The organism is Brevundimonas sp. (assembly GCF_032017145.1).
Classification (GTDB): Bacteria; Pseudomonadota; Alphaproteobacteria; order Caulobacterales; family Caulobacteraceae; genus Brevundimonas.
On the sequence record NZ_DALZQC010000013.1, the window covers coordinates 1 to 14,454 of the forward strand.

General features: G+C 66.7%; 22 protein-coding genes. 15 read left to right on the plus strand and 7 right to left on the minus strand.

The window, feature by feature from the left end; genetic code table 11:
- On the plus strand, positions 1 to 618 hold a 618-nt coding region (locus tag RTU05_RS03825), incomplete at its 5' end, for a uracil-DNA glycosylase (RefSeq protein ID WP_312595862.1).
- A gap of 94 nt (positions 619 to 712) precedes the next feature.
- On the plus strand, positions 713 to 2,401 hold the full coding sequence (locus RTU05_RS03830) for a lytic transglycosylase domain-containing protein (protein ID WP_312595864.1): 1,689 nt from the start codon (positions 713 to 715) through the stop codon (positions 2,399 to 2,401).
- A gap of 4 nt (positions 2,402 to 2,405) precedes the next feature.
- Here the strand turns inward: RTU05_RS03830 and RTU05_RS03835 are convergent, their stop codons facing one another.
- Both RTU05_RS03835 and RTU05_RS03840 read right to left on the minus strand, forming a co-directional pair.
- Entirely contained in the window at positions 2,406 to 2,549 is a 144-nt protein-coding gene (locus tag RTU05_RS03835) for a hypothetical protein (protein ID WP_312595866.1), read from the minus strand.
- Between the two features lie 120 nt (positions 2,550 to 2,669).
- Entirely contained in the window at positions 2,670 to 2,990 is a 321-nt protein-coding gene (locus tag RTU05_RS03840; protein ID WP_312595868.1) for a multidrug efflux SMR transporter, read from the minus strand.
- A 163-nt stretch (positions 2,991 to 3,153) separates the two neighbouring features.
- Between RTU05_RS03840 and purB the strand changes: the two genes are divergently transcribed.
- The 4 genes from purB to RTU05_RS03860 all read left to right on the plus strand — a co-directional run bounded on the left by purB (position 3,154) and on the right by RTU05_RS03860 (position 6,555).
- Positions 3,154 to 4,452 carry an adenylosuccinate lyase gene (gene purB, locus RTU05_RS03845; RefSeq protein ID WP_312595870.1) on the plus strand — a complete coding sequence of 433 codons (1,299 nt, stop codon included), beginning with the start codon at positions 3,154 to 3,156 and terminating at the stop codon, positions 4,450 to 4,452.
- The gene (locus RTU05_RS03850) at positions 4,453 to 4,965 is read left to right on the plus strand and encodes a DNA-deoxyinosine glycosylase (RefSeq protein ID WP_312595872.1); all 513 of its coding nucleotides are present in this window, start codon (positions 4,453 to 4,455) and stop codon (positions 4,963 to 4,965) included.
- Positions 4,965 to 5,816, plus strand: coding sequence for a formyltetrahydrofolate deformylase (purU, locus tag RTU05_RS03855; protein WP_312595874.1), 852 nt, complete (start codon positions 4,965 to 4,967; stop codon positions 5,814 to 5,816). Before RTU05_RS03850 ends, purU begins: the two co-directional genes overlap by 1 nt.
- A gap of 106 nt (positions 5,817 to 5,922) precedes the next feature.
- On the plus strand, positions 5,923 to 6,555 hold the full coding sequence (locus tag RTU05_RS03860) for a fasciclin domain-containing protein (RefSeq protein WP_312595876.1): 633 nt from the start codon (positions 5,923 to 5,925) through the stop codon (positions 6,553 to 6,555).
- Between the two features lie 183 nt (positions 6,556 to 6,738).
- Here the strand turns inward: RTU05_RS03860 and RTU05_RS03865 are convergent, their stop codons facing one another.
- A complete protein-coding gene (locus RTU05_RS03865; protein WP_248120365.1) occupies positions 6,739 to 7,062 on the minus strand; it encodes a DUF1476 domain-containing protein in 324 nt (107 codons plus the stop codon).
- A 314-nt stretch (positions 7,063 to 7,376) separates the two neighbouring features.
- Here RTU05_RS03865 and purC point away from each other — a divergent pair, with 314 nt between their 5' ends.
- The 8 genes from purC to RTU05_RS03905 are packed head-to-tail and all read left to right on the plus strand — an operon-like array spanning position 7,377 to position 12,416.
- Positions 7,377 to 8,135, plus strand: a complete 759-nt coding sequence (gene purC / locus RTU05_RS03870) for a phosphoribosylaminoimidazolesuccinocarboxamide synthase (RefSeq protein ID WP_039244425.1) — start codon at positions 7,377 to 7,379, stop codon at positions 8,133 to 8,135.
- Entirely contained in the window at positions 8,135 to 8,386 is a 252-nt protein-coding gene (purS, locus tag RTU05_RS03875) for a phosphoribosylformylglycinamidine synthase subunit PurS (protein WP_312595879.1), read from the plus strand. The genes purC and purS overlap by 1 nt, the downstream gene beginning before the upstream one ends.
- A gap of 40 nt (positions 8,387 to 8,426) precedes the next feature.
- Positions 8,427 to 8,687: an AbrB/MazE/SpoVT family DNA-binding domain-containing protein gene (locus RTU05_RS03880; RefSeq protein ID WP_312595881.1), complete on the plus strand. Its 261-nt coding sequence runs from the start codon at positions 8,427 to 8,429 to the stop codon at positions 8,685 to 8,687.
- Positions 8,684 to 9,088 (plus strand): type II toxin-antitoxin system VapC family toxin, encoded by a 405-nt coding sequence (locus RTU05_RS03885; RefSeq protein WP_312595883.1) that lies wholly within the window; start codon positions 8,684 to 8,686, stop codon positions 9,086 to 9,088. The genes RTU05_RS03880 and RTU05_RS03885 overlap by 4 nt, the downstream gene beginning before the upstream one ends.
- Positions 9,089 to 9,117: 29 nt before the next feature.
- Positions 9,118 to 9,597, plus strand: a complete 480-nt coding sequence (locus RTU05_RS03890) for a YbhB/YbcL family Raf kinase inhibitor-like protein (RefSeq protein WP_312595885.1) — start codon at positions 9,118 to 9,120, stop codon at positions 9,595 to 9,597.
- Positions 9,598 to 9,649: 52 nt separating this feature from the next.
- Positions 9,650 to 10,852, plus strand: a complete 1,203-nt coding sequence (locus RTU05_RS03895; protein ID WP_312595887.1) for an MFS transporter — start codon at positions 9,650 to 9,652, stop codon at positions 10,850 to 10,852.
- A 33-nt stretch (positions 10,853 to 10,885) separates the two neighbouring features.
- Positions 10,886 to 11,548, plus strand: a complete 663-nt coding sequence (purQ, locus tag RTU05_RS03900; protein ID WP_248120374.1) for a phosphoribosylformylglycinamidine synthase subunit PurQ — start codon at positions 10,886 to 10,888, stop codon at positions 11,546 to 11,548.
- Between the two features lie 31 nt (positions 11,549 to 11,579).
- On the plus strand, positions 11,580 to 12,416 hold the full coding sequence (locus RTU05_RS03905) for a hypothetical protein (protein ID WP_312595890.1): 837 nt from the start codon (positions 11,580 to 11,582) through the stop codon (positions 12,414 to 12,416).
- A gap of 6 nt (positions 12,417 to 12,422) precedes the next feature.
- Here RTU05_RS03905 and RTU05_RS03910 read toward each other — a convergent pair whose 3' ends face one another.
- On the minus strand, positions 12,423 to 12,620 hold the full coding sequence (locus tag RTU05_RS03910; protein WP_312595892.1) for a hypothetical protein: 198 nt from the start codon (positions 12,618 to 12,620) through the stop codon (positions 12,423 to 12,425).
- 56 nt (positions 12,621 to 12,676) lie between these two features.
- On the minus strand, positions 12,677 to 13,051 hold the full coding sequence (locus RTU05_RS03915) for a hypothetical protein (RefSeq protein WP_312595894.1): 375 nt from the start codon (positions 13,049 to 13,051) through the stop codon (positions 12,677 to 12,679).
- Between the two features lie 140 nt (positions 13,052 to 13,191).
- Here RTU05_RS03915 and RTU05_RS03920 point away from each other — a divergent pair, with 140 nt between their 5' ends.
- The gene (locus RTU05_RS03920) at positions 13,192 to 13,989 is read left to right on the plus strand and encodes a hypothetical protein (protein WP_312595896.1); all 798 of its coding nucleotides are present in this window, start codon (positions 13,192 to 13,194) and stop codon (positions 13,987 to 13,989) included.
- Between the two features lie 65 nt (positions 13,990 to 14,054).
- On the opposite strand, the gene RTU05_RS03925 is transcribed toward RTU05_RS03920, so the two are convergent.
- Positions 14,055 to 14,297 (minus strand): Tat pathway signal protein, encoded by a 243-nt coding sequence (locus RTU05_RS03925; RefSeq protein ID WP_312595898.1) that lies wholly within the window; start codon positions 14,295 to 14,297, stop codon positions 14,055 to 14,057.
- Positions 14,294 to 14,437, minus strand: coding sequence for a hypothetical protein (locus RTU05_RS03930; RefSeq protein ID WP_312595900.1), 144 nt, complete (start codon positions 14,435 to 14,437; stop codon positions 14,294 to 14,296). Before RTU05_RS03930 ends, RTU05_RS03925 begins: the two co-directional genes overlap by 4 nt.
- Between the last annotated feature and the right edge of the window lie 17 nt (positions 14,438 to 14,454).

A 14,454-nucleotide genomic window follows, 5' to 3' on the forward strand; every position in this document is an offset into this window, starting at 1 on the left:
GCATCCGAGGCCCGGCGACTGGCCGCCGGCGCCGCGACCTTGCAGGATCTCGCCGCCGCCGTCGCCGCCTTCGAGGGCTGTCCGCTGCGCGGCATGGGCGCGACCCAGTCGGTGTTCGCACGCGGCAATCCGAACGCCCCGGTTCTGATCGTCGGCGAAGGCCCCGGCGCGGACGAGGACCGGATCGGCCAGCCCTTCGTGGGCAAGGCGGGTCAGTTGCTGGACCGGATGCTGGCGGCGGCGGGCCTGACCGACCGGGTGTTCATCACCAACACCGTCTTCTGGCGCCCGCCCGGTAATCGCACGCCCACGCCCCAGGAGCAGGCGGTCTGCGCCCCCTTCGTTGAGCGGGCCTTCGCCCTGTTGAAGCCGCGCGCGGTGCTGCTGCTGGGCGCGGCTTCTGCGCGAGGGGTGCTTCAGGCCGAGGAAGGGATCATGAAGCTGCGCGGCCGCTGGAAGGAATGGCGGCTGGCGGAGGGCGGCGTTTCCGCCCCTGTCATGCCGACGCTGCACCCCGCGTTCCTGCTGCGTCAGCCCCAGGCCAAACGCCAGGTCTGGGCCGATCTGCTTTCGCTGGCGGTTCGCCTTGAAACGGACTCGGTTGAAGAACAAGGCTAACGGCGGCATTGTGACATGCTGACGACCATCGCCATACACGCGCCGCCTTTGTCCTGTTGACAGGCGGCCGTCGCCAACGAGGGGGCCGCCGCTTATGCACCTGTTCCGCCGCGCGTTTCTCGCGCCGACGCTGGCTGTCGCCGTCTGCGCCGTATCGTGCGCGGCCTGGGCCGAGACGCCCTATGGCGGTTCAACGGCGGATTCGAACGCCGGTTCCGGCCGCCCCGTGGCCCTGAGTTCCGCCGACCGAATTTCCTACACCACCGCCTTCGACGCCCTGAGGCGCGGCGACATCCAGACGGCGCGGGCCTCGGCGCGCCAGGCCCAGGACCGGGTGCTGCTGGGCCAGGTCGAGTTCGAAAGCCTGTTCCACCCCGACCATGTCGCCACCTACGAAGAACTGACGGCGTGGCTTGAGACCTATTCCGACCTGCCCTGCGCCGACCGCGTCTATACGCTGGCCCTGCGTCGCCGCCCGGACGGCGCGCCCGAGCCGACGCGCCCCGGCGGCGTGATCGGCCGGACCTGGAACAGTCTGGTGACGGCCGTGTCCGGCGGCGGGGTCGACGATCCGGCCAAGGCGGCGCGCGTCGCCTATAACAACGACGACCTGACCGGCGCCTCGGCCATCGGGCGCCAGATCGGCGACTGGTGGACGGTCGGCCTGGCGGAATGGCGACTGGGCCAGTTCCACGACGCCTTCGCCGCCTTCGAGCGTGTGGCCAACGACCCGACCGAAGACCCCTGGGTGCGCGCGGGCGCCGCTTATTGGACCGCGCGGGCGGCCTCGCAGTCCGGCCGCCAGGACCGGGTGAACGACTATCTGCATCTGGCCGGACAGTGGCCCGCCACCTTCTATGGCCAGATCGCCCTGCGTCAGCTGGGCGAGGAGCCGACGATAGAGAACATGGGGCCGCGCCCCTATGAGGCCGAGGCCCGCCTGCGTCGCGCGACCTATGTGCCCCAGAGCGCCAGCGTGGAGCCGACCGCGCTGGAAGCCTTCGTTCAGAGCGACACGCGCGCCAAGCGCACCGTCGCCTTCTACGAGGTCGGACGCCGGGCCGACGCCGAGACCGAGCTGCGATCCAATCTGCGCACCGCCGTCGGCGACGCCGCCAAGATGTGGACCGCCCTGGCCCGCGCCATCCTGCCGGTGAACACCGCCGCCGAGGCCAGCCGCATCGACGCGACCCGCTACCCCATGCCGGACCTGACGCCCGAGGGCGGATTCGTCATCGAAAAGGCCCTGGTCTATGCGCTGGCGCGCAAGGAGACCGATTTCAACGCCACGGCCCGTTCCAGCGTCGGCGCCTATGGGCTGATGCAGGTGATGCCGACGACGGCCGCGGAGTTGAGCGGGGACCGAGGCTTCGTCAGCAATCCCACCCGCCTGTTCGATCCGGCGGTGAACCTGCGGCTGGGCCAGGCCTATATCAGTCGGATGCTGGCCCTGCCCGCCTTCCAGGGCGACCTGCTGCGGGCGGTGGCCTCCTACAACGCCGGGCCGGGGCCGATGCTGGCGGCGGTCAGGAAGCTGGGGCCGGACGCCGATCCCCTGCTGCTGATCGAGACCATCGACGTGCCCCAGGCCCGCGACTACGTCGAAAAGGTCGTGGCCAGCTACTGGATCTACCAGCGGATGTTCGGCGGGCCGTTGAAGACGCTGGACGCCCTGGCCTCGGGCGCCCGGTCCGCGCCGATCGCCCTGGATTACGTCGCCCCGCCGCCTCAGGCCGAGCCCGTCCTGATCGCCCAGGCCAGCGCGGTCGGCGGCGAGCGATAGCCGCCTAGAAGATCGCCACCAGCAGGCTGGCCCAGAAGGCGGTTCCGATCAGGGCCGCCAGACCATAGCCCACGACCGGATGCATGGCGCGCGGGGCGACGGCCGCGTCCGTTTGGGGCTGGATGGTCGGCATGGCCGTGCGGGTCATCTGACAGGTCCGAACAAGGGAAACGCCGTCCCTTCAGGTAACGACGTCGGCTTAACGCGGCGTCTGCCGAAATGGTTCGCGGGCGATTAGGATTTCGCCCGCCCCAACCCTGCAAGACCGTCAATGGCTGGACGCCAGTTTCAGCACGATCAGGCCGAACGCCACCAGGGTCACGCCGGCGATTCTGAGCGGGGTCAGCGGCTCGCCCAGAAAGACCGCCCCGACCATGAAGGCGCCGACCGCCCCGATGCCGGTCCAGATGGCGTAGGCCGTGCCCAGCGGCAGGGTTCTCATCGCCATCGACAACAGGCCGAACGACCCGATCATGAAGACGATCATCCCCGCGGTCGGCCACGGCCGTGTGAAACCGACAGACGCCTTCATCAGAAAAGCCCAGACCACTTCGAGCAGGCCGGCGAGAAGAAGGAATACCCAGGCCATGACATATCTCCCTGCATGGCGCCGGGTCGTCCCGGCGTTGATCCCATGTGGGGGAGGTCGTCCTCCTGAAAGCGCGCCTAATCTGGGACAGGGCCGCGCAAAGTCAAGACCGGCGTCCGGCAAACCTTGACTCCGAGGCCCGTCAGACCGACACGGACCGCCCATGATCACGCGCTATTCCCGCCCCGTCGCCGCCGCCATCTGGTCTCAGGAAACCAAGTATAAGATCTGGTTCGAGATCGAGGCTCACGCCGCCACCAAGATGGCGGAACTGGGCGTGTTTCCCAAGGAATCGGCCGAGGCCATCTGGGCCAAGGGCAAGGACGCGACCTTCGACGCCGACCGCATCGACGAGATCGAACGCACCACCAAGCACGACGTCATCGCCTTCCTGACGCACGTCGCCGAGATCGTCGGCGAGGAAGCCCGCTTCCTGCACCAGGGCATGACGTCGTCTGACGTGCTGGACACCTGTTTCGCGGTGCAGTTGGCCCGTTCGTCGGACCTGCTGATCGAGGGCGTCGACCGGGTTCTGGCGGCGCTGGAGACGCGCGCCAAGGAGCATAAATACACCCCGACCGTGGGCCGTTCGCACGGCATCCATGCCGAGCCCGTCACCTTCGGCCTGAAGCTGGCCGGCTATCACGCCGAGTTCCAGCGCGCCAAGCGCCGCCTGATCACCGCCAAGGAAGAGATCGCCACCTGCGCCATCTCGGGCGCCGTCGGCACCTTCGCCAATGTCGATCCGGCGGTCGAACAGTATGTGGCCGACCAGATGGGCCTTCAGGTCGAGCCGGTCTCGACCCAAATCATCCCTCGCGACCGCCACGCCGCCTTCTTCGCCGCGCTTGGCGTCGTCGCGTCGTCGGTCGAACGCCTGGCCGTCGAGATCCGCCACCTGCAGCGCACGGAAGTGCTGGAGGCCGAGGAGTTCTTCGACAAGGGTCAGAAGGGTTCGTCGGCCATGCCGCACAAGCGCAACCCGATCCTGACCGAGAACCTGACCGGCCTGGCCCGTCTGGTCCGTTCGGCCGTGACGCCCGCGATGGAGAACGTCGCCCTGTGGCATGAGCGCGACATCAGCCATTCGTCGGTCGAGCGCGGCATCGGCCCGGACGCCACCATCCACCTGGACTTCGCCCTGCACCGCCTGGCGAACGTGGTCGAGCGGCTGAACGTCTATCCTGAGAACATGCAGAAGAACATCGACCGTCTGGGCGGTCTGGTTCATTCGCAACGGGTCATGCTGGCCCTGACCCAGGCGGGCATTTCGCGCGAAGACGCCTATGCCGCCGTTCAGGAAAACGCCATGAAGGTCTGGCGCGGCGAAGGCGCCTTCATCGACTTCCTGAAGGCCGACGACCGCGTCACCCTGCCCCACGACCAGCTCGAAGCCCTGTTCGACCTGGGCTACCACACCAAGAACGTGGACGTGGTGTTCAAGCGGGTGTTCGGAGACTGAGTGTCTGACCGGCGCCGCATCGGCTTTGGCCCCATTGTCGATGCGGACACACGCCTGCTGATCCTGGGCAGCTTGCCGGGGGACGCATCGCTCAAGGCGGCCCAGTATTACGCCCATCCGCGCAACGGCTTTTGGCCCCTGATTGGCGGGGTGCTGGGCGAGGCCCTGCCCGATCTGCCCTACGAAGAACGCCTCGAACGGTTGACGGCGCGCGGGGTGGGGCTTTGGGACGTGATCGCCTCGGCGGAACGGTCCGGCAGTCTGGACGCGGCCATCCGCTCGCCCGAGGCCGCCGATCTGCGCGGATTGGTCGAAAGCCTGCCGACGCTGCGGGCCGTCGCCTTCAACGGGGGGCTGGCGGCCAGGGTGGGGCGACGGATTCTGGGCGGCGTGGACGGGATCGAATTGGTCGATCTGCCGTCATCCAGCCCCGCCCATGCAATATCCTTGTCGGCAAAAGCGCAAACCTGGGCCATACTGGAGAAGTTTCTCCCGGATACGCCTGCCGACTGATGATCCTGACCCTTTCCTGCCCTGACCGCCACGGCATCGTCGCGGCGGTTTCCTCGTTTCTGCTGGCGCGCGACGCCAACATCTCCGACGCCCAGCAGTTCGGCGACGCCTCCAGCGCGACCTTCTTCATGCGGGTGGTGTTCGAACCCGCCCAGGGCGACGCCGAGGCCGTGATCCGCGACGCCTTCGCCCCTCTGGCCGCGCGGTTCGAGATGGACTGGACCCTGCGTGGAGCCGAACCGCGCAAGGTGATGATCCTGACGTCCAGGTTCGATCATTGCCTGGCGGACCTGCTGTACCGCTGGCGCATCGACGAACTGCCGATGCAGGTGACGGCCGTGGTGTCGAACCATCCGCGAGAGTTGATCGGCCATGTCGATCTGGGCGACCTGCCCTTCCACCACCTGCCGCTGAAGGCGGGCGACGCCGCCGCCAAGGCCGAACAAGAGGAAACCCTGCTGCGCCTGATCGAGGAGACCGGAACGGAGTTGGTGGTGCTGGCGCGCTACATGCAGATCCTGTCGGACGACCTCAGCCGCGCGCTGGCGGGGCGATGCATCAACATCCACCACTCGTTCCTGCCCGGCTTCAAGGGCGCCAAGCCCTATCACCAGGCCCATGCGCGCGGGGTGAAGGTCATCGGCGCCACCGCCCACTATGTCACGCCGGACCTGGACGAAGGGCCGATCATCGAACAGGACGTTGAGCGGATCAGCCACCGCGACACGCCCGCAGACCTGATCCGCAAAGGGCGCGACATAGAACGTCGAGTTCTGGCCCGCGCCGTCCGTCGCCATCTGGAAGACCGCGTTTTGCTGCATGGCGCCAAGACAGTGGTGTTCGAAGACTGAATGGTGAAGCTGCGATTTCTTGTCGCGCGACACGCATCCTTTGGGCCCTCCGAAACGTAACGTTCCCGTTACCGCCTCGTGAGCGGCCAATAGGGAACGAAACACAATGACCAATCTTCGCAATCTCATGCTCGTCGCCGTGTCCGGCGGAGCGCTGATGGCGCTGGGCGCCTGCAACAACAACGAGCCGGCAAAGACCGCGCCGGCGGAATCCACGGCCATGGCGCCGGCCGAGGGCGCCGCCATGGCTCCCGCCGCCGATCCGATGGTCGGCGGCGCCGCGATGAGCCCGAACGAAACCATCGTCGCCAACGCCTCCAAGGCGTCGAACCTGACCACCCTGGTCTCGGCCGTCAGAGCGGCCGGCCTGGTCGACACCCTGCAGGGCGCCGGTCCCTTCACCGTATTCGCGCCCGACAACGCCGCCTTCGACAAAATCCCCGAGGCGACGCGCACCAGCCTGATGCAGCCGGCGATGAAGGCCGATCTGACCAATATCCTGACCTATCATGTCGTCGCCGGTCGTCTGACGGCCGCCGACATCGCCGCCCAGGCCCAGGCCAATGGCGGGACCGCCACGCTGAAGACGGTTCAGGGCGAAGACCTGAAGGTTTCGGCCGGCCCGAACAACACTTGGGTCATCACCGACGCCAAGGGCGGCAAGTCCACCATCACCCAGGCGGACGTGGCGCAATCGAACGGCATGGTCCATGTCGTGGACACAGTTCTGATGCCGTAAAAATAATTGGGTTTCAGCGCCTCAGCGCTGAAACCAAATTCTCGCGCCCGTGTTCTTCAGGGGCGCGAGACGCACAGTACGCCGGGTGAGACATCCCCCAACGTCCCCGGCAACAAAGAAAGGGCCGCACTTTCCCCCGGGTGCGGCCCTTTCGAATTCCGATATCGACCCGAAGGCCGAGGGCTATTCGCCGGCGCGAATCTGCTCGCGGGCGATGGAGGCCAGTTCGTCGATCTTGGAGCGAATCTCGCCTTCGGACACCGACAGGCCCGAGGCTTTGAAGTCGCCGGCGACCTTGCGGAACACGTCCTCGTCGCCCGGCTGTTCGAAATCGGCGCGCACGACGGCGGCGGCGTACTGATCGGCGCTTTCGGCCGACAGGCCCATCTTTTCGGCAGCCCACAGGCCCAGCATCCGGTTGCGCCGGGCGATGGCCTTGAACTCCTGCTCCTGATCGAGGGCGAACTTGGCCTCGAAGGCCTTTTCCCGATCGTCGAAGGTCGTCATTTCGCTCAGCATAGCTCCGTACGCCCCGCTAACGTCGGGGCAACGGCCGTCTATAGACCGCCCGGCCATGAACGCAACCTGACTTCAGTCGGGTGGGACCGTCTGTCCCCATCCGGCGCATCGGTCATCAGGGTTCGACAGGGCGCGCCCGCCATCCTCATTTGTATCCAGGCCCGCCTTCGGCTAAGGAGACGCCGAACGAGATTGACTGCCCGAACGATTCCGAAACGCGCCGCCAGGACCGGGTCTTGCCCTTCCATTCATGGCCGCGCGATTTTTGTTTCTGGAGGGCGCCCGTGAGCCGGGACCGGACGATGAACAGCAAGCGCAAGAAAATCTACGAAGGCAAGGCCAAGATCCTCTACGAAGGACCCGAGCCCGGCACCCTGATCCAGTATTTCAAGGACGACGCCACCGCCTTCAACGCGCAGAAGAAGGCCGTGCTGGAAGGCAAGGGCGTGGTCAACAACCAGATCAGCGAGTTCATCATGTCGCGCCTGAACGGCATCGGCGTGACCAACCACTTCATCAAGCGCCTGAACCTGCGCGAGCAGTTGATCCGCGAAGTCGAGATCATTCCGCTGGAAGTCGTCTGCCGCAACATCGTCGCCGGTTCGATGAGCCAGCGCCTGGGCATCGAGGAAGGCACGCCCCTGCCCCGCTCGATCATCGAATTCTACTACAAGAAGGACGAGCTCAACGACCCGATGGTCACCGAAGAGCATATCACCGCCTTCAACTGGGCCTCGACCCAGGAACTGGACGACATGCTGGCCATGACGGTGCGGGTGAACGACTATCTGTCGGGCCTGTTCAGCGCGGTCGGCATCACCCTGGTCGACTTCAAGATCGAGTTCGGCCGGGTGTGGGAAAACGACTTCAGCCGCGTGCTGCTGGCCGACGAGATCAGCCCCGACAGCTGCCGCCTGTGGGACGCTTCGACCGGCGAGAAGCTGGACAAGGACCGTTTCCGCCGCGACCTGGGCAATGTTATCGAAAGCTATACCGAGGTCGCCCGTCGCCTGGGCATCATGAAGGGCATGCCGACGGTGATCCAGGGAGGACTGCATTGATGGCCCCAACCGCTTCAAGCAAGGTGAAGGTTCACGTCTTCCTCAAGCCCGGCGTCCTGGACGTTCAGGGCAAGGCCGTCGAAGGCGCCCTGCAGGGTCTGGGCTGGCCCGGCGTATCGAACGCCCGTGTCGGCAAGCTGATCGAATTCGATCTGACCGGCGTCGAAGACCCGCAGGGCGAGGCCAGGAAGATGTGCGAGCAACTGCTCGCCAATACAGTGATCGAAAGCTACCGCATCGAGGCGGCATGACACCGTTGAATGTAATGCGAAATCGCATTACATATTCGAGATGACGACGTTGACCGTCACGAGCCGAGGCCAGGTGACATTCCGCAAGGAGGTGTTGCAGCATCTCGGCATCCAGCCTGGGCAGAAAATCCGTCTGGATCTGCTGCCTGACGGTCGCGCCGAACTCAGCGCCGAACAGATGAAGGGGTCGTGGGCCGACCTGTCCGGCTTCCTGAAAGGCCGAACGAGCGGCGCGCGCCTGTCGATCGAACAGATCAACGCCCTGACGGCCCAGGCCGGCGCGGATTCCGAGCAGCCTTGAACATCACCGCCGACACCAATGTCCTCTTGCGGGCCATCGTCGGCGATGACCAGGGTCAGCAACGTCTGGCGGTCGAGGCTTTGGAATCCGCGGAGCGGGTGGCCGTCACCAGCCAATCCCTTTGCGAGTTGGCCTGGGTTCTGGCGCGGGGCTATCGCACTTCGCGCGAAGACATCGCCGCCACCATTCGTCGCCTGCTGGAGATGCGCAACATCTCTGTGGATCGTCGGGCGGCGGAGGTCGGTCTCGCCGTGCTCGAAGCCGGCGGCGATTTTGCCGACGGCGTCATAGCCCACGGCGGCCAATGGCTGGGCGGGGAAACCTTCGTCTCCTTCGACGTTCAGGCGGTAAGGTTGCTGGAGCGCAGCGGTGTGAAAGCCCGCCTCCTGTCCGCCACCTGACGTCTGCATTTCCGAGAAAGCCCCTTCAGATGACCTTCACCCTCACCTCCACCGACATTCAGGACGGCGGCGTGCTGCCGGACGCCCAGGTTCACGCCAAGGGCAACACCTCGCCACAGTTGGCTTGGTCGGGCGCGCCGGAGGGGACCAAGAGCTATGCGATCACCTGCTACGATCCCGACGCCCCCACCGGCTCGGGCTTCTGGCACTGGACGGTGGCCAATATTCCGGCGGATGTGACCGAACTGTCGACCGGCGCCGGATCGGCGGGCGGTCATCTGCCGCACAGCGCGATCCAGGGCCGCACGGACTTCGGTCAGCCCGGCTTCGGCGGCGCCGCCCCGCCGGCGGGTCACGGCCCGCACCGCTACGTCTTCACCGTCTTCGCGGTGGATGTGGAGAGCCTGGACGTCACGGCCGACAACTCCGGCGCCGTGTTCGGCTTCAACCTGCATTTCCACACCCTGGCCAAGGCGTCGATCACCGCGACCTACGAAAACCGGGGCTGAGGGCGGCTTTGCCCTTGTCGGGTCGGCAAGCGGCCCTATGTTGCGCCGCAACATGACAGACGCCGCTCTCGCCTCCTCCTCGCCGACGCTTTCGCGCGGCGCCATCGCCCTGGTGCTGGTCGCCCTGGCCATGGGCGGGTTCGCCATCGGCGTGACCGAGTTCGCGGCCATGAGCATCCTGCCCGACTTCGCCGCCGGTCTGGGCGTCGATGCGCCGACCGCCGGCCATGTCATCAGCGCCTATGCCGCGGGCGTGGTGGTGGGCGCGCCGATCCTGGCGGTGCTGGGCGCGCGCCTGCCGCGCTGGCAGTTGCTGATCGGTTTCATGGCCTTGTTCGCCGTAGGCAATGTCGCCAGCGCGATGGCGCCCACCTATCACTGGATGCTGGCGTTCCGCTTTCTCAGCGGTTTGCCGCACGGCGCCTATTTCGGGGTGGCGGCCCTGGTGGCGGCCTCGGTCGTGCCGCTTCATTTCCGCACCCGCGCCGTCTCGACCATACTGATGGGGCTGACGGTGGGGACGGTGCTGGGCGTGCCGGTGGTCAACATCATCAGCCACGCCCACGGCTGGCGCTGGACCTTCGCCATCGTGGGCGCGCTGGCGGCGCTGACAATGGCGCTTGTCGCCCTGTTCGCACCCCGCGATCAAGCCCATCCCGACGCCAGCCCCTTGCGCGAACTGGGCGCCCTGAAGCGGGGGCAGGTGTGGCTGACCTTGGGCGTCGGCGCCGTCGGCTTCGGCGGCATGTTCGCGGTCTACGCCTATCTGGCCTCCACGCTTGAGGCGGTGACGGGCGTGAGCGCCACGGTCATGCCCTGGATCTTCGCGGTGTTCGGCGTGGGGATGTTCATGGGCAATATCCTGGGCGCCTGGGCGGCGGACCACATCGGGTTCAAGGCGGCGGGCGTGCTGTTGCTGTGGAGCGCGGCGGCCCTGGCGCTCTATCCGATCGCGGCGCCGCATCTTTGGGCGGTGATGATCGTGGTCTTCCTGATCGGAGCCGGCGGGGGCCTGGGATCGATCCTTCAGACCCGGCTGATGGATGTGGCCGGCGACGCCCAGACCCTGGCGGCGGCGCTGAACCACTCGGCCTTCAACACGGCCAACGCCATCGGCCCCCTGCTGGGCGGCATGGCCATCGCGGCCGGCTATGGCTGGGCCTCGACCGGCTGGGTCGGCATGGGGCTGTCGCTGGGCGGCTTCGCCATCTTCCTGGTCGCCTGGCTGACCGGTCGTAGGCACGCGACGGCCTGACAAGCCGAAAGAAGCCTGCTAAAGGCCCGCGCCATGAGCGCCGCCGTCATCGTCTTCCCCGGTTCCAACTGCGACCGCGACTGCAAGGTCGCCGTCGAACGCTCCACCGGCGAGCCCGTCAGCATGGTCTGGCACGCCGAGACCGAACTTCCCCAAGGTCTGGACCTGATCGTCATTCCCGGCGGCTTTTCCTACGGCGACTATCTGCGCTGCGGCGCCATGGCGGCCCAGTCCCCGGTCATGCAGGCGGTCAAGAAGGCGGCGGAAGACGGCGTCGCCGTGGTCGGCATCTGCAACGGCTTCCAGATCCTGTGCGAGGCCGGACTGCTGCCCGGCGCCCTGTTGCGCAATCAGGGTCTGAAATACGTCTGCAAACCCATCGCCCTGACCGTCGCCAACGGCCAGACCCGTTTCACCGCCGGCTATCAGGGCCAGCGAGAGGTCGTCATGACCCAGGGCAATGGCGACGGAAACTTCTTCGCCGACGCCGAAACCCTGGCCCGCATCGAGGGCGAGGGCCAAGTGGTGTTCCGCTATGTCGACAATCCCAACGGCTCGGTCAACGCCATCGCCGGAATCCAGAACGCGCGCGGCAACGTCCTGGGCATGATGCCCCACCCCGACCGCGCCTTCGAGGCCGAACTGGGCTCGGCCGACGGCGCCGTCCTGTTCCAGAGCATCTACGCCGCCGCTTGACGGCAATCTGAAGTTGGTGCGGACTAAGGCGATGCACAATCGTCTTCGATTCACCGCTGCTCTGCTCTCGCTCGCCGCAGCCTCGCCTGTCCTGGCTCAGGAGAGCGCTCCTCAGGCCGAGGACTGGACGCTGACGTCCGTGCCCGAGCGCAAGGCCGTGATGGCGACGATCGACTTCACATCGGGCCTGGCCGTAGCCGCCCGTTGCGTGGATGGGGTCTATGATGTTCTGATCACCGGCCTGCCGGACGCGCCGCGTCGCGACCTGTCGCGCGAACTTGGGATCCAAGCCGGCGACCAGACCGAACCCTACACCTCGGTCTGGACAGTGGGTACGCAAAGGAACACGGCGTTCAGCCGATTGCCCGCCGTCGTCGCGCGCGACTTGGCGAAGGGCGGCAAGCTTCAGGTCATCGTGCCCGCATCGACCCCAGACGGTCGCAGGACCCGCTACGTCATGGACCTGAATCCTTCCAGCACCGCGATCGAACAAACACTGACCGCTTGCGGCCGGCCGATGATCGACCCGCGCGAAGCCAGGGCCAAGGAAATCGACGGCAATGGTCAGGATGGACTGCCGGATACTGTGCTGTGGCAGACTGTTCCCCGTCCGACATTTCCTGAATCGGTGAATGGTCGAAGCCCATTGGAGGGCTATGTCGTGCTGTCCTGCGTCCTGACCGATGCCGGGCAGATGACTGAATGCCAGACGGAGAGCGAACAACCGGCCGGCTACAATCTGTGGCGCTCGGTCGAACGCTCTCTGCCTCGCGCGCGCCTCAAGCTTTCGGACGAAGCGGCCGCCGCAGGTCTGACGCTGGGCGGCCGGATGGTGCGCTTTTCGGTCAACTTCAAGATGGAGCCCTGAGGGCGCTCACACGTCCTTGATCTGGGCGCGTCCGTCCGAAAGATCGGCGGCCGCATCGTCTTCGTCCTGCTCGTCGAACGCCTTTTCTCCCGCTTCGCGCTGGGCCGCCAGTTCCCGGGCGCCGACGCCCAGACCCTGCTCGATGGCCAGATTGGCCTCGACCTCTTCGGTCAGGTTCAGGTCTTCGTTGTCGGGGTCGGCCATGGGGTCATCCTCTATGCGGGTTCAGCCGAAAAACCACCTTCGGGCGTCTTGGGTTCCTAGCGACCGAAGAAGGGCTCCAGACTGGCGCGGGACAGGGGGCGGAACACCAGAAACTGGCCGCCGACCGTGATCGTGACCTCATGCGCCTGGGGCCGTTGCAGCAAGGCCGGATCGTCCAGTGAAACGGCGCGCCCGGAGGCGATGTCGCGCGCGTCCATGGGCGGCGGGGTCGGTCGCCGTTCGTATGCGGCCAGGGCGGAAAGAAAGCCACGCAACGCGTTGGCCTGCTGGGCCGGCGTCAGGGCGGCGCGCACCCGGACCCAGGCGTCCTGAACCGAGGCCGGCAAGGGCGCCGTCTGAGCCGCGGGCTGCACCTGGGCGACAGCAGGCGGCGAGACGCCGACCGCCGAGAGAACGACCAGAATCGACACGACCAGGGGTTTCAGAACTTGCATCAAGGCAGCAGAGGCCGCCGCCGGTGCGAAATGCAAGCTTCACTTTTCCGATGGGCGGATGAACCTTCTTCACGTCCTGCGCGTATGACCCGCACAAGCGTCGCAATGGAAAGCCAATGTCCTCCATCATCCGCCCTACCCCCGGTCAACGCACACGCCGCCTGGTTGTCCTGGCCGCCGCCGTTTTCGCCATCGCCGTGCCCCTGGTCCAGAATCTGGGCGGCCTGGGCCTGAACCAGGCCGAGTTCGCCGAGGACGGGAACAGCACCCTGCGCGTCGCCGGTTACGCCTTCGCCATCTGGGGCCTGATCTATGCGGGCGTGTTGGCCTATGCCATCCGCCAGGCCCTGCCGCAGACGGGAGAAAGCCCGCTGCTGACGCGGATGGGCCTGCCCTCGGCGGTCGCCTTCTTCGGCATCGGCCTATGGATCATCGTCGCCGCCCTGAACCTTAAGGCGGCCAGCGTCGTCGTGATCTTCGCCTCCCTGGTGGCCTTGCTGCTGCCGCTGCTCAGCGTCGCCGGACTTGTGCGCAGCTTGCCGCGTCTGGATCGCGAGCGCCTGCTGCTGGTCTGGCCGCTGGCCGCCCTTGCAGGCTGGTTGACGGTCGCCGCGCCGCTGAATCTGATCACCACCTTGACCGCCTTCGAGGCCCTGCCCGCCGCCCTGTCGCCCGACCTGTGGGCCATCGTCGCCATCGTTGCGGTGACGGTGATCGCGCTGGGCGTGACGGCGGTTCTGCGGACGCTGGCCTATCCGCTGCCGACCGCCTGGGGCCTGCTGGGCGCCTTCGTGGCGGAGCAGGCGGACAAGCCCGCCGTGGCCTTCACGGCCCTGGGCGGCGCGGTTGTGCTTCTGGTGGGCGGCGTGCTGCTAAGCTTCCGCCTGCGCCCCGGCGTCGAACGCGCGCGCTAAGGATGCGAAAGCTTTCCCCCTCATCCCTGTTTTCGTCGGGATGAGGGGAGAGCGATTGATCAGACTTAAGGCTTATCCGTGATGGCGTCATCCTGGGGCTGGTGATCGTCGGCCCCGACGTCGAAGGCGCCGTCTTCATCGAAGCCGACGCTGCCGACGCCGACAGCGGAACCAGTCAGGCGCTGACGGCTGGCCAAGGCGGCCTCTGGCGCGGCGGCGTTCAGTTCGGCCGTCGTCTCCGGGTCGTTCGAACGATCCATCTGTTGGCCCGAGGCGGGAACGATGCGGTCGGTGTGGGGCTTGCTCACTGATCATCCTCCTCGGCGTCGTCTTCCGCCTTCTTCTGAGCGGCTTCGGCAAGGGCGGATGCGCCCGCGTCATCGGCGGCGATCTCGGGCCGGTCGTCGTCCTCGGGCGTGGCGGCGGGGTCGATGGGGGTGTCGGTCATGGTGGGCTCCTTGGGAT